The organism is Streptococcus varani, from assembly GCF_001375655.1.
Lineage (GTDB): Bacteria > Bacillota > Bacilli > Lactobacillales > Streptococcaceae > Streptococcus > Streptococcus varani.
The window spans coordinates 677,025-690,419 of the sequence record NZ_CTEN01000001.1 but is presented as its reverse complement, the minus strand read 5'-3'; the positions used below and the strand labels follow the sequence as shown (position 1 = coordinate 690,419).

The 13,395-nt window shown below is 40.3% G+C and carries 13 protein-coding genes and 1 pseudogene; 8 read left to right on the top strand and 6 right to left on the bottom strand.

Annotated elements, in window-relative coordinates:
• Window positions 1–442 precede the first annotated feature (442 nt).
• From BN1356_RS03515 to BN1356_RS03480, 8 genes and pseudogenes are all read left to right on the top strand, one after another.
• Entirely contained in the window at window positions 443–1,198 is a 756-nt protein-coding gene (locus BN1356_RS03515; protein ID WP_093650023.1) for a LexA family transcriptional regulator, read from the top strand.
• 563 nt (window positions 1,199–1,761) lie between these two features.
• On the top strand, window positions 1,762–2,187 hold the full coding sequence (locus BN1356_RS03510; protein ID WP_093650022.1) for a hypothetical protein: 426 nt from the start codon (window positions 1,762–1,764) through the stop codon (window positions 2,185–2,187).
• Window positions 2,188–2,191: 4 nt separating this feature from the next.
• Complete coding sequence (locus BN1356_RS03505; RefSeq protein ID WP_245620284.1) at window positions 2,192–2,635, top strand: hypothetical protein; 444 nt, start codon at window positions 2,192–2,194, stop codon at window positions 2,633–2,635.
• 392 nt (window positions 2,636–3,027) lie between these two features.
• The gene (locus tag BN1356_RS03500; protein WP_093650021.1) at window positions 3,028–4,176 is read left to right on the top strand and encodes a tyrosine-type recombinase/integrase; all 1,149 of its coding nucleotides are present in this window, start codon (window positions 3,028–3,030) and stop codon (window positions 4,174–4,176) included.
• A gap of 181 nt (window positions 4,177–4,357) precedes the next feature.
• The gene (locus BN1356_RS03495) at window positions 4,358–5,014 is read left to right on the top strand and encodes a PEP-utilizing enzyme (RefSeq protein ID WP_093650020.1); all 657 of its coding nucleotides are present in this window, start codon (window positions 4,358–4,360) and stop codon (window positions 5,012–5,014) included.
• Entirely contained in the window at window positions 5,007–5,258 is a 252-nt protein-coding gene (locus BN1356_RS03490) for a hypothetical protein (protein WP_093650019.1), read from the top strand. Before BN1356_RS03495 ends, BN1356_RS03490 begins: the two co-directional genes overlap by 8 nt.
• The gene (locus BN1356_RS03485; RefSeq protein WP_176694208.1) at window positions 5,182–6,072 is read left to right on the top strand and encodes a hypothetical protein; all 891 of its coding nucleotides are present in this window, start codon (window positions 5,182–5,184) and stop codon (window positions 6,070–6,072) included. Before BN1356_RS03490 ends, BN1356_RS03485 begins: the two co-directional genes overlap by 77 nt.
• Window positions 6,073–6,271: 199 nt before the next feature.
• Window positions 6,272–6,412, top strand: a pseudogene (locus BN1356_RS03480) (transposase); the annotation flags it as partial.
• Between the two features lie 65 nt (window positions 6,413–6,477).
• Here the strand turns inward: BN1356_RS03480 and nusB are convergent.
• The 6 genes from nusB to uvrA form a co-directional block, all read right to left on the bottom strand.
• On the bottom strand, window positions 6,478–6,900 hold the full coding sequence (nusB, locus tag BN1356_RS03475) for a transcription antitermination factor NusB (protein ID WP_093650017.1): 423 nt from the start codon (window positions 6,898–6,900) through the stop codon (window positions 6,478–6,480).
• Entirely contained in the window at window positions 6,890–7,282 is a 393-nt protein-coding gene (locus tag BN1356_RS03470) for an Asp23/Gls24 family envelope stress response protein (protein WP_093650016.1), read from the bottom strand. Before BN1356_RS03470 ends, nusB begins: the two co-directional genes overlap by 11 nt.
• 23 nt (window positions 7,283–7,305) lie before the next feature.
• A complete protein-coding gene (gene efp / locus BN1356_RS03465) occupies window positions 7,306–7,863 on the bottom strand; it encodes an elongation factor P (protein WP_093650015.1) in 558 nt (185 codons plus the stop codon).
• A gap of 102 nt (window positions 7,864–7,965) precedes the next feature.
• Window positions 7,966–9,042: a M24 family metallopeptidase gene (locus tag BN1356_RS03460; protein WP_093650014.1), complete on the bottom strand. Its 1,077-nt coding sequence runs from the start codon at window positions 9,040–9,042 to the stop codon at window positions 7,966–7,968.
• Window positions 9,043–9,218: 176 nt separating this feature from the next.
• A complete protein-coding gene (locus BN1356_RS03455) occupies window positions 9,219–9,683 on the bottom strand; it encodes an NUDIX hydrolase (RefSeq protein ID WP_093650013.1) in 465 nt (154 codons plus the stop codon).
• A 222-nt stretch (window positions 9,684–9,905) separates the two neighbouring features.
• Entirely contained in the window at window positions 9,906–12,734 is a 2,829-nt protein-coding gene (gene uvrA / locus BN1356_RS03450; RefSeq protein WP_093650050.1) for an excinuclease ABC subunit UvrA, read from the bottom strand.
• Between the last annotated feature and the right edge of the window lie 661 nt (window positions 12,735–13,395).

The following is a 13,395-nucleotide window of genomic DNA, read 5'->3' as shown; positions in this document are numbered from 1 at the left end:
CCACTAAGGTGGGCTTGTTGTATTTTTTCGATTGCTTCTAAAGCAGAATCTAAACTATCTGTTGACAATGTAATCTCAAGCATGCTACCTACTCTCCTTTCATTCTTGCGGAGATACAGCCAATGTGGTAAACTAAACTTGCCCCGTTAGGGGAGAGGGCTAAGAAGCCCTCATATCCGATTACCATGTAATCAGATATTTTATTTTGAGCTTAAACCAAAGAATCTTGATTTCCACTTCTAGTTCTTTGTGTTTAGGCTTTTTGTTTAGCCTTGACAACATCAGCTGTACCTCCTTTCGTTTTGCTTAATTCCTTAAGCTTGATTATAGTATATCTCAAAACGAGATAACTTGTCAACTGTTTTTTATCTCTTTTTGAGATTTTTTTGTTTACTTTTTTATAACTTGATGGTATATTTATAGTAGAGAAAGGAAAAATATTATGAATATCCTTGGAAACTCCATCAAAGAAATTCGAAAATCTAAGAAAATGACTCAAAAAGAGTTAGCAAAATTGACGGGTTTTAAACAGAATACAATTTCTAATCATGAAAATGGAAATAGACAGCTTGACGAAATAGATATTCGAAAGTATGCTAAAGCGCTGAAAGTGAAACCGCAACAGTTGTTCGATTACCCCTCCCCCCAAAAAGTCGAACTCATCCCTTCTACTCTCCAGAAAGTAACCTACACTACTTCTAAACTCGAACATAATAGACAATTAAACGTCCTTGATTATGCTGAAACACAATTAGAACAACAAAATACAGTAGAAGATAGTAAGAATACAGTAACTGATAACATCATTCCATTTCCTAAGTTATCCACTTACAACTACTACGACCAACCTGCTTCCGCTGGTACAGGTCAGTATCTAAATGACCTACAAGTAGAAACCATTGAACTACCAGTCGACTATGATGCTGACTTCGTGATACCAATCTACGGCGATTCTATGGAGCCTGAATTCCATTCTGGTGATTATGTGTTCGTTAAACTGTCTGTAAACCTCTCTGACGGCGATATAGGGGTCTTTGAATATTACGGTGACGCTTATATCAAACAGTTGCTTATAAACGACGAGGGAGCCTTTCTACACAGTTTAAACAGCAAATATGATGATATACAGATAGATGCTGATAGCGACTTCCGTATTATTGGTGAAATCATCGGTAATTTTACGCCGATTGAGCTATGAAATAATTGACATTTGGGGCAGTTAAGGATATAATGGTCTTAACAGTTAGAAGTGTGTTCAGCATGAACACGAAAAAGCCCCCAACGGTCGCAACGTTGAGGGTTTTTCTTTTGGCTCTTGACTATCTCTAGTCATGCCCTAAGGTCATTTGTTGCGTGAGTTGAGCCAATACTCAAACAATGCTGTGAGGATAGCCACAAGCATAGGTGCAACAAATACGGTTAAAAGTGCATAAAGCATGAACTTTCACCCCCTTCCTATCCCAAAGGGGCGAGACTATTATAGCAGAAACAAAATAATTAGTAAACGACCGCTGATAGCAACTTCCGTATTATCGGGGAAATTATCGGTAATTTTACGCCGGTGGAAAATTAAAAACCACAACTGACGAAGTTAGGGTTTTTGAAGAATTCTATAATTTAGCACTTTAAGAAAGGAATATAATATGCAAGCAGTATTGGAGAAGACTGATTTTACGCCGGTGGAAAATTAAAAACCACAACTGACGAAGTTAGGGTTTTTGAAGAATTCTATAATTTAGCACTTTAAGAAAGGAATATAATATGCAAGCAGTATTGGAGAAGACTGATTTTAGAGAAAAGATAGCTAAATTAAGGCTATTTGACCAGAATAGTATGCAAGAAATGCCTGTAGAAGGAACCATTGATCTAGTGCCTTCTACAGTAACACTCGTGGCAGAAATCAGCCTATTTAATGTAAAGCCTGACAAGGATTATCTAGTATTTGTGAAGGTAAAAACAGAAACATCGGAAGCAGATGTTTTAGTTCATGCCACCAAAGTTAATTTACCAAAAGGAAATTTCTTTAGCATTGATAATGATGGATTTGGAAATGCGACCGGCAACTTTTCGTTTAATTTCACAATTACAAAAGACAAAAACTACCAGATAAGCTTCCAACTATTAGATGCCTCTCAAGATAAAATATACGATGAACACAAACAATATTTTCGATTTGTCATGAGGTAGTGAAATGATTAACAATAAGTATGATGACAATTTCTCTAGTATCCCATCGCCTGTCATACCCCTCCGTACCAATAAAGCATCTGCACCCGTACAGAACAATGGTATAATAGACTTAGAAAAGCATCAGGAGGAAACTAATATGCCACAAGATACTTACAGCAAATCAGAGATTGACTTAAAGTTTGATAAAATCAGTTCTGATATACAACACGGATTCGATAAGGTTGATTTGGAATTTAATAAAGTTGATCTAAAATTCGACAAACTCGAACAACAAATTAACTTAAAGTTTGATAGTTTTGAGAGACGAATAGAAAATCTACTACTCTCACAGGAAAACAAACGACTTGATGAGCAAGCTAAGAACAAGAAAGAGTTTATGTACTGGGCTATTGGAATTTTAGTAGCTCTAGCAAGTGTCGCCTTTCCGATATGGTTCAGAAAATAAAAAAATCCCTACGGAAAAACCATAACTGATGAAGTCATGGTCATTAGTGAATATTATAGTCTGCTTGATGCAGTGTAAAAAATACGGTAGATTTTTTTAAAAATACGGTAGAAATTCAAAGGAAATAAATATTGAAGACAGGAACTCGCGAATATTTAGCTTCGTTACAACAAATGTTTAACATTCTACAAAGTTATCATATTTCAAGGTAATAAAAAAGCCCAACGCTCAATTTTTGGTAGAGGAGAGCGTAAGGCAACAAAGTATAGTGAAAAACCTGCTTTTGCAGTAGGTCTCTTTTCTATACCCTATTTTACACCATTAAAGGAGGTGATGTCAATATTCTCTGAAGTTGAGACCTTGTCCAGAAGCCGACAACCAAGGAGAATGCAATGAAATATACAAAAACTAAGTACCCTAATATCTATTTCTATGAAACTACCAAAGGTAAACGCTACTATGTCAGAAGGTCTTTTTTCTTCCAAGGAAAGAAGAAAGAAATAACCAAGAGCGGACTTTCAACTATTCCTCAAGCCCGTGCAGCTCTAACTGAGATTGAGCGTCAAATCAATGAGCAAGAACTAGGCATCAACACCCAGCTTACTGTGGATCAGTATTGGGAAATTTTTTCAGCCAAGCGGCTCTCAACTGGAAGATGGCATGAATCTTCCTATTATCTCTATGATAGTATGTATAGGAATCACATCAAGGATGAGTTTGGATTCATCAAACTTAAAAACCTTGATAGGAATAGCTATGAGGTCTTTATAGCTAATAAGCTGAAAAAGCATACTAGACACACAGTCCATACTATCAATTCTAGTTTCATGGCCATTCTAAATGACGCTGTCAAAAATGGTAATCTAGCTGGTAACCGTCTAAAAGGTATTTATATTGGTGAAAGTGCTATCCCAGCGAATAACAAGAAAATCACACTTGAACAGTTCAAAGAATGGATGGATAAAGCCAATGAAATCATGCCAAAGAAATTCTTTGCCTTGACCTATATGACTATCTTTGGTCTAAGACGTGGTGAGGTTTTTGGGTTGCGTCCAATGGACGTGACAAAAAACGAACATGGCAGAGCTGTTTTGAAACTAAAAGATAGCCGTAGCAACAGGACACTGAACGGAAAAGGCGGCTTGAAAACCAAGGACTCAGAGCGCTATGTCTGCTTGGATGATGTTGGAACTGACTACATTGATTATCTGATAGATGAGGCTGATAGAATTAAGAGAAATCTCGGTATTATCAAAGAACAGAAAAAAGACTATCTCAGTATCAATGAGAAGGGGCTTCTCATAAATCCTAATCAGATGAATAAGCAATTTGGTCTAGTTAGTGAAGCAATTGGCATCTATGTCACCCCACACATGATGAGACATTTTTTCACCACTCAAAGTATTATCGCTGGTGTTCCAATGGAGCAACTTAGTCAGGCTCTTGGTCATACAAAAATCTATATGACTGACCGCTACAACCAAGTTGAGGATGAACTTGCAGAAGCAACCACTGACATGTTCTTGACCAGAATCCGTTAAAAGCATCCCCACTATTTCCCCGACCAAAACCCAAAAACTAACGGAAAATATCGGAAAATAGTAAAACAAAAAAAGAGTTCACCGACAAAAAAGCCGATAAACTCACATAACTTCATATACATTATAACAAAAACTTTTGAAAAAGAAGTCTTCAAGGAAATTGAATATACTCTGTCAACACTTGAAGAAAAAAGCTTTGATAGGCATTGCCTACCGGGAATCTTCGCGACTCAATCGCACCCGCATCTACGGCATGGTTCGCCAGATTTTTAGAGATATCGGTCAGGATTTGGTCAAAAAACAAATAATAGACCAAGTTGAGGATGTATTCTTTTTGACAAAGGAAGAAATCTTTAACCTGGAAAATCTAGAAAACCCTAGTTCTCTCATCGCTACTAGAAAAGAGAAGCTGGTGGACGATCAGGCAATTGTCCTAGCTCGAAGATTGGTTTTTAATGAAAAAATTGTTGAAAAGAGGGCCAGTCAAACCCAGCATTTTAAGCAAAATTCTTCCGGTGACTTGCATGGTATTGGTTGCTCCAAAGGTTTGGTGCGAGGTCGCGTTTTGGTTGTTGATAGTCTGCAAGATTTAAGTGATGTCAGAGGTAAAATCCTCATCACCAAGATGACCGATCCCGGCTGGGTCTACGCTCTCATGCAAGCCAAGGGCGTTATCGCAGAGCAAGGTTCTCTCCTATCCCATACAGCCATCATTTCTAGAGAACTAGGTATCCCATCCATTGTGAATGTCCCTAATGTGACTAAGATTCTTCAATCTGGTCAACACATTGAAATGGATGGAAGAAGCGGATTGATTCGGAGGTTGACAGATGATTGATATTAAAAGAGTAGAGCCCGGCAGTAAAGAAGAAACAGATTTTCTTGATTTACCCACTCATCTCTATCCCGAAAACCAAATCATGCAAAACATAGAAGAAGAAAGACAACAAATCGCAGGTCAACATGTCCTTTCTCATTATTATGATTTTAAAGCCTTTGTAGCATATGAGGATAGAAAATCAAGCCCGTTGCGCCTTGATTTTCTATCCTCATATAGACGAAGCCTATCTGGGCTATTTTGAATCCAATGAACATCCACAACTGGTCCTTCTTCTCTTTGAAAAAATGAAAGACCTAGCTAAAAAACATGGGAAAAAAGCCCTTCTGGGTCCTATTAATGCTAGTTTTTGGCTGGGGTATCGCATGAAAACCTCCGGTTACCAAGAAAAAATATTTTCAGGGGAACCTCACAACCCCTCCTATTATCCGAGATTGTGGGAGCAAGCTGGATTTCAAGTCTCTGATGCTTACATCTCCAACTTCTATAGCCGGATAGAGGCGAACCATCAGCAAGAGAAAATGGCCAAACGCTACAATTCTTTTAGAGATAAGGGCTACAAGATTTTTTCACCAAAGAGAAAAGATTGGGATCACTATGCTCCCCAAGTATTCCAACTTTTGAGCCAGCTATACAAAGAGTTTCCTAGTTACCAAGCCATTACAAGAAAAGAATTTGCTCATATCTTCTCTCCTCTCAAAATTGCCTTAGATTTTTCCATGGTCAAATTAGCCTACTACCAAGAAGAACTGGTCGGATTTCTTATCTGTCTGCCTGACTATGGCAATTTGACTGACAAAAAAATGTCACCACTGGATATTTGCCATTTTTTCAAGATTCGCTACCGAGCCAAGCGTTACATACTTCTCTACTTAGGAGTCGCTCCAGACCACCTCGGTCTAGGAAATGCTCTCGGATTCCCTGTTTATCAAACTATCCAAAAAAGAAGAGCCTTGTCTATCGGAGCCCTCATCCACAAAGGAAAAGTAAGCCAAAGTTATGCCTCAGAACTCCAAGAAAAAAGGAGAAGCTATGCTCTTTATCGCTTGGAATTATAAAGAAAAGACAGCACTAGAGTTCTCGTGTTGTCTTTCTCTTTTGTCACAACATTATAGTCAAGGAGAATCAAAAATGATGATAAAAAATGGCTCTATAATTTCTGTAGTGGGTAAGACCACTATGGAGGTTATGGAGCCTTTTTGAGTGTATACAAAAAGTCCCATATGACCTATAATGAAAAGCGACAAAACCATCATTTTAGACGCTACTAACAACCTCATCAAAGTCATTAAGCGTAATGCCTTTGGTTTCCGGAACTTTGACAACTTTAAATTAAGAATTCTCATCGCTTTGAACATCAAAAAGAAGAGAACCAAGTTGGTCCTCTCCAGGTTATGACTTTTCAGCAACCCACTACAGTTGACAAAGAGCCTAAAAAATCCTCCCGAAGGAGGATCTACTGTCTACTCTGTTACAAAATGGGTTAGCACACCGTTGATAAATTTTACGGAAGCTTGATCTGAGAACTCTTTTGCCAATTCGATAGCCTCGTTGACAGCCACCTTATCCGGCGTCTCATCAAAATAACGAATTTCAAAGAGACCCAATCTTAAAATACTTTTGTCAATGGTCGTCAAACGATCCAAGGTCCAACCAGATTTGAGACGACTTTCCAACTCCTTATCCAATTCTTCCTTGTGCTCGGCAACACCTGTTACCAATTGCAAGAGAAAGAGCGGGAGTTCCACTTCTTGTGCCTCTTCCTGATCATAGAGATAGGAAAATTGAGCAGCTTGAAGCGGATCCTGTCCAAATTCCATTGAAACGATAGCTTGAAGAGCCCGTTGACGCAAGTGTTTCCTTGAGTCCTGCAGCTTATTCTTCATCGAGGAAATCCTCTCCAAACAAGTCTTTCAATTCTGGTTTTGGTGTTTCAATAGGTACAATGCCTACCACATGAATATTAACAGCTGACACATCAATATCTGCATAATTTGAGACAGCTGTTTTTACTGCACGTTGGATATCCATGGAAACAGCTGGTACATTAACGCCGTATTCCAAATAAACATAAATATCCGCCGTCAAGTTGCCTTCTTCATCTGATTCAAGGTAAACACCACGGTTGAGTGCTTTTTTCGAGAGCCCATCTGCAATACGTTTGTTGTGTAGGGAATGAACGCCTTCCACCTTGGCAGAAGCAATACCGGTGATCACTTCCAAAACATGTGGTGCAATGACGATTTCGCCAAGATTTTCTACTGACATAGGATTGTCCTTTCTAGGATAGCTTAAGCGCGTGATACGTAAGTTCCTTCAGCTGTGTTGATGACCAATTTTTGACCCGCTTCGATAAAGTCTGGAACATTGACAACCAAACCAGTTTCAAGAGTTGCTGGCTTGCCTGAACCAGTTACTGTTGCTCCCTTGATAGAAGGCTGTGTTTCGGTAACCGTCAATTCAACCGTAGTTGGTACAGTCACACCAATCACTTCCGTACCAAAGAATTGGATTTTCACATCTGAGTTTTCCAGGATATAGAGCAACTCTTCCTTGATGTTAGCAACTGGAATTTCATATTGATCGTAGGTTTCATTGTTCATGAAGAAAGCCATGTCATCCATTTGGTAAAGGTATTGAGCTGGCACAGTTTCAATGATAGCTTGCTCGAATTTTTCATCTGGACGGTAAGTGGTATCAAATGTTGAACCGGTACGAACGTCACGTAATTTCATACGCATAATCGTATTTCCCTTACCTGGTTTATGATGGCTAGCATCCAAAACTTTTATTAATTTTCCATCAGCTTCAAATGTCATTCCAGCTCTTAGTTTACTTGCTTCAATCATTGTTTATCTTACCTCGTAAAATTATTTATTCGTTTTATTTTACCACAAAAAACGCCCTTTCTCAAATCTTTTCTTTCGATTGAAAAAGCAGACCTAGACCTATCAAATAACAATCAACTCTTTAGGTGCAAGAGTCAAAATCTCACAACCTGTTTCCGTAATCAACAGGTCATCTTCAATCCGAACTCCATATTGACCGTCCAGATAAATACCTGGCTCATCCGTCACCATCATACCGGCTTGGAGTACACCACTTGCTGTCGGCCCAAAGAAAGGCTCTTCATGAATGTCTAATCCGATACCGTGACCAATACCATGGGTGAAGTTAGCTCCATAACCCGCTGCCTCAATCACGGCACGAGGAATACCATCAAAATCCGCATAGGAAAGTCCGGCCTGAGCCTTGTCAATCAAAGCCTTATTGGCACGGAGAACCACATCATATATCTCTCTTTCCTGGTCATTCACCTGGCCGATGTGGATGGTCCGCGTCATATCAGAAACGTAATGGTTATAGTAACAGCCAAAGTCCATCGTCAAACTCTCGCCCGTCTCGATGGCCTTTTCGCTGGCTACCCCATGAGGCATAGCAGAACGGTAACCTGATGCGGCAATGGTTTCAAAAGACACACCTGTTGCCCCGTATTCTCTCATGCGAAAATCCAGAAAATTAGCCACTTGCATCTCTGTCGTTTGACCTGGTTTGATAAAATCCAGAACATCCATGAAAGCCTTGTCTGAGATAGAACAAGCATGGCGAATCGTCGCAACTTCCACTTCATCTTTGATGGTGCGGAGCGTTTCCACAAAGTTGGTCACAGACTTGAGTTCAAAATCCGCAAACACAGTAGCCATCTGCTGGTAGAAAGAGTAGGTGACCTGACTATCAAAACCAATGGTCTCCAATCGATCATTAGCAATCAGCTTAGCGACTTCAGTCAGTGCGTCCCGTGTCTCAACCAAGTCAAAACCAGTCACCACACTCTTAGCAATCAAAGTATATCTGGCATCTGTCACGAAAACACGACGTTTTTTACTGATAAAAAGAGTAGCATTTGTCCCCGAAAAACCAGTTAGATAGTAGATATTGGTGAGATTGGTCACCAAAATCCCATCCACACCAGCTTCATCAAGAGCAGTTTCAAATTTTCTCAGACGTTCTTGTAAAAAGTTTTTCATCATTTCCTCCTGGAGTTTATTTTTTATTACTTCTTCCGAAAAGCAGTTTTATTTCTAAGTTTATCATATGACCTCCTTTTATTTCAAATATCATCAAAGAGATATCTGAAAAGCCTGAGGAGTGGATAGCTAGTAGGAACAAAATTACAAACAAACCGTGCTCCCGGTATTGCAAATCATGCTGACTTCCTATAATAAGACAGATAATCACGGTACTCTTTTTCAAGATTTTCTGGTAAGGAAGCATCATCAAAGTATTTCAATTCTAAAGTTTCCTTGCCGTCAATCATCAGTTCACCAGAAAAATCCAACGCTTTATACAAAGAGGTAATAACATATATCTCATCGCCATTGGGCAAGATAAAGTGATATTCTTTGCCAGAAAAGGTATGAATTAATTGAAGTTCTTTCACTTCTAAACCGGTTTCCTCAAAAACCTCTCTTATCGCTGTCTCTTCAAGACTTTCTCCGACCTCTAATAATCCACCAGGAAGCCCCCATGTCCCCGAGTGACGTTTTTGAAGCAACACTTGATGTTGTTCATTTTCAAGAATAACATTCGATCCAACCAGAACCAACAAGTCATTCCCAATTTTTTTACGAATGTTTGAGACATAGTTATCTGACAGTAATTCGCTCATTACTTCCCTCTAATATACTGCTCTTTCCATTTAGTTTATCTGGACAATATATAAAAATGTATTTTGCCACAACAAAGATCTGATAAACTTCACTATAACAACCATTGGTCTTTTTACTATTTGTTCCTTATATCAAGAGTATTGTAGCATGATTGTTCAAGAAATACCAGACGGACCAAATTTTCCAAATAAGAAAAAGCCTGATTTATCAGACTTTCTCAGTTATACATGCAACTTTTTCTTCAGGTATTGACCAGTGTAGCTGGCTGGATTAACTGCTACTTCTTCCGGTGTACCAGTTGCAACAATAGTGCCACCACCGACACCTCCTTCTGGACCAAGGTCGATGATGTGGTCTGCAGTCTTAATGACATCTAGATTATGTTCGATAACTAGAACTGTATTGCCATCATCCGCAAAGCGAGACAGGACGGTGAGGAGCTGAGCGATGTCTTCCGTGTGAAGACCTGTCGTCGGCTCATCCAGGATATACATGCTCTTACCCGTTGAGCGCTTATGGAGCTCAGAAGCCAACTTCATGCGCTGGGCCTCTCCCCCAGAAAGCGTGGTGGCAGGTTGACCAAGCGTCACATAACCCAGACCAACATCCTTGATGGTTTGCAGTTTACGCTGGATCTTCGGAATATGCTTGAAGAACTCTACTGCATCGTTAACGGTCATATCCAAAACTTGAGCGATATTTTTTTCCTTGTAGTGAACTTCCAAAGTCTCACTATTATAGCGACTACCATGGCAGATTTCACAAGGTACATAAACGTCCGGTAAAAAGTGCATCTCAATCTTGATAATCCCATCCCCACTACACGCTTCACAACGACCACCCTTAACATTGAAAGAGAATCGCCCTTTTTTATAACCACGAATCTTGGCTTCATTAGTCTGTGAAAAGAGATCCCGAATATCATCAAAGACACCTGTATAAGTGGCTGGATTGGAACGCGGGGTCCGTCCAATCGGGCTTTGGTCGATATCAATCAAGCGATCTAGATGCTCAATACCATGAATGGCCTTATGTTTACCAGGCTTGTCCGAATTGCGATTGAGCTTCTGAGCAATGGATTTCTTTAAGATAGAATTCACCAAAGTTGACTTACCAGACCCAGACACACCGGTCACAGCGATGAATTTCCCAAGAGGAAAACGCACCGTCAAATCTTTAAGATTATGCTCCTTGGCACCTACCACCTCGATAAAGCGACCCGTGCCCACACGGCGCTCGAGTGGAACAGGAATCTCACGTTTACCAGACAGGTATTGACCCGTAATAGACTTCTTATTCTTAGCCACCTGAGCTGGCGTTCCAGCAGCTACGACTTCACCACCAAAATGACCCGCCCCAGGTCCCATATCAATCAGGTAATCGGCTTCCCGCATGGTATCCTCATCGTGTTCTACCACAATTAAGGTATTGCCCAAATCCCGCATCTTCTTGAGACTAGCAATCAAACGATCATTGTCCCGCTGATGAAGCCCAATTGAAGGCTCATCTAGAATATAGAGAACACCTGACAAGTTGGAGCCAATCTGGGTTGCTAGGCGAATCCGCTGACTTTCTCCCCCTGATAGGGTACCAGCAGCCCGCGAAAGAGTGAGGTAATTAAGCCCCACATTATTGAGGAAAGAAAGACGATCCCCGATTTCCTTGAGAATAGGTTTGGCAATCATGTCTTCATTAGTGGACAAACTTAATGTGCTGAGAACATCCAAATGGTCTGCAATGGACAAATCAGAAACCTGACCAATATGAAGACCATTTTCACCACCCACTTTCACAGAAAGGGCCTGATCATTGAGACGATAGCCTTGACAAGTATGACAGGTCAACTCATTCATGTAGGTCTGCATGACATTGCGCGTATAATCGCTAGATGTTTCTTTGTAACGGCGGTGAATATTGGTCACAATTCCCTCAAAAGGAATATCAATATCCCGAACACCGCCAAACTCATTCTCATAATGGAAATGGAATTCCTTGCCATCAGAGCCATAGAAAATCAATTGTTTCTCATCTTCTGTCAGGTCTTCAAATGGCTTGTCCATATCAATGCCGAACTGGCTCATAGCCTGCTCCAACATCTGTGGATAATAGTTAGATGAAATAGGATTCCAAGGGGCAAGAGCTCCTTCCCTCAAGGTCTTACTGCTATCTGGCACCACCAAATCCATGTCTACTTCCAACTTTATCCCCAAGCCATCACAGTCTGCACAGGAACCAAATGGGGCATTAAAAGAAAAGAGACGGGGTTCGAGTTCAGGCACAGTAAAGCCACAAATAGGACAAGAATAATGCTCAGAAAATAGCAACTCATTGCCATCCATGGTATCAATTACCACGTAACCATCTGCCAAACGAAGGGCTGCTTCCACCGAATCAAAAAGTCTGGAACGAACGCCTTCCTTATTAATCAAACGGTCAACAACGATTTCGATATCGTGCATCTTGTTTTTTTCCAGTTCAGGAACTTCCGAAACCTCAAAAATTTCTCCGTCAACACGAACACGGACATATCCGTCTTTTTGCACTTTATCAAAAATCGTCTTATGCTGTCCTTTTTTCCGACGAACAATGGGAGCCAAGACCTGCATACGAGTCCGCTCTGGCAACTCCAAAACCTGATTGACAATCTGCTCGACCGAGGATGCTGTAATCGCACCGTGCCCATTGATACAGTAAGGTGTACCCACACGCGCATAGAGCAAACGAAGGTAGTCATTGATTTCTGTTGCAGTCCCAACAGTCGAACGCGGATTCTTCGAAGTTGTCTTCTGGTCAATCGAAATCGCCGGACTGAGCCCTTCAATCGAATCCAAATCAGGCTTTTCCATATTGCCCAAAAATTGACGCGCATAGGCTGACAAACTCTCCACATACCGACGTTGCCCCTCCGCATAAAGGGTATCAAAAGCCAAAGAAGACTTGCCTGACCCAGACAAGCCCGTTACCACCACCAACTTATCCCGCGGAATGGTCACATCAATATTTTTTAAATTATGGGCACGAGCCCCATGAATAATAATCTTATCTTGCATATTAATGATACCAAGCCCATAAAATACAAAGCAAAAATAGGAGAATGGTGATGTCACCATAGTGAGAACCATTTTATCTTTTTTGCACAGTATTTAGGGCGTGTTCGAATCCTTTCTAAGATACTAAGGGCGTGAAGAACCAAACAAAAATAGGCGTTAAGTCAGAAATCGTTGATTTCGTTGACCCACCCCCGTCAGGTCGACTAGAGTTTTCAATGGTTAAATAAAACCGAGAAAACTCAGACGACTACGACGTGAGAAAATCCATTATTAGAATAACCAACTTTTACATGTCTTTTTTGTACAGTTCTTAGCCCGTGTTCAATTCCTTTCTATGATACACGAACCGTAAAACGCACCGTCAAAATAGGAAACTGACGAAGTGTGTTCGAAACACTAGGAAGTTTATCTTTTTGACACAGCGTTTAGGCTGTGTTCGAATCCTTTCAGAGTGTCTTTTATTCTCTCATTTTTTAAAAACATTCGGACACCCCATCAATTACAGACAATTATATCATACTTGGAATCATTCCCCTTTTTCTTGAACTTAGATTTATCAAGGTTTAAGGATCACCTAAAAAGAAAAATCGCCACGGTCTGTAGCGATTTTTCCCTTTGTGAGCCATCATTCAACGTCAAAGCGTTATAATAGTAGTGCAAA

Bases quoted from the DNA above. Each gene is read 5' to 3' on its own strand.
- BN1356_RS03490 (WP_093650019.1), top strand. From the start codon at position 5,007: ATGATTGATATTAAAAGAGTAGAGCCCGGCAGTAAAGAAGAAACAGAT.
- BN1356_RS03485 (WP_176694208.1), top strand. From the start codon at position 5,182: ATGAGGATAGAAAATCAAGCCCGTTGCGCCTTGATTTTCTATCCTCAT.
- BN1356_RS03515 (WP_093650023.1), top strand. From the start codon at position 443: ATGAATATCCTTGGAAACTCCATCAAAGAAATTCGAAAATCTAAGAAA.
- BN1356_RS03510 (WP_093650022.1), top strand. From the start codon at position 1,762: ATGCAAGCAGTATTGGAGAAGACTGATTTTAGAGAAAAGATAGCTAAA.
- efp (WP_093650015.1), bottom strand. From the start codon at position 7,863: ATGATTGAAGCAAGTAAACTAAGAGCTGGAATGACATTTGAAGCTGAT.
- BN1356_RS03505 (WP_245620284.1), top strand. From the start codon at position 2,192: ATGATTAACAATAAGTATGATGACAATTTCTCTAGTATCCCATCGCCT.
- BN1356_RS03455 (WP_093650013.1), bottom strand. From the start codon at position 9,683: ATGAGCGAATTACTGTCAGATAACTATGTCTCAAACATTCGTAAAAAA.
- BN1356_RS03460 (WP_093650014.1), bottom strand. From the start codon at position 9,042: ATGAAAAACTTTTTACAAGAACGTCTGAGAAAATTTGAAACTGCTCTT.
- BN1356_RS03500 (WP_093650021.1), top strand. From the start codon at position 3,028: ATGAAATATACAAAAACTAAGTACCCTAATATCTATTTCTATGAAACT.
- BN1356_RS03470 (WP_093650016.1), bottom strand. From the start codon at position 7,282: ATGTCAGTAGAAAATCTTGGCGAAATCGTCATTGCACCACATGTTTTG.
- nusB (WP_093650017.1), bottom strand. From the start codon at position 6,900: ATGAAGAATAAGCTGCAGGACTCAAGGAAACACTTGCGTCAACGGGCT.
- uvrA (WP_093650050.1), bottom strand. From the start codon at position 12,734: ATGCAAGATAAGATTATTATTCATGGGGCTCGTGCCCATAATTTAAAA.